This window comes from Vogesella mureinivorans (assembly GCF_007644035.1).
Classification (GTDB): domain Bacteria; phylum Pseudomonadota; class Gammaproteobacteria; order Burkholderiales; family Chromobacteriaceae; genus Vogesella; species Vogesella mureinivorans.
In genome coordinates, this window is the sequence record NZ_VMTV02000133.1 from 1 (window position 1) to 298 (window position 298).

General features: G+C 63.1%; 1 protein-coding gene. It reads left to right on the forward strand.

Going from position 1 to position 298, the window contains the following annotated elements:
* On the forward strand, positions 1-298 hold a 298-nt coding region (locus tag FLQ44_RS03165), incomplete at both ends, for a catalase (protein ID WP_147693011.1).

Sequence of the window (298 nt, forward strand, 5' to 3'; positions counted from 1 at the left end):
TCTTCGCCGAGACCGAGCAGGTCGCCTTCTGCACCGCGCATGTCGTGCCCGGTATCGACTTCAGCAACGATCCCCTGCTGGCGGGTCGAATCCACTCCTACATCGATACCCAGATCACGCGTCTGGGCGGGCCGAATTTCCACGAGATCCCGATCAACGCGCCGATTGCGCAGGTGCACAACAATCAGCGCGACGGCATGCATCGGCAGGCGATCCATCGCGGCGGGGTCGCGTATGAGCCGAACTCGCTGGGCGGCAGCTGTGCGTTCCAGGCCGGCTCGATTGGCTTCAAATCCTT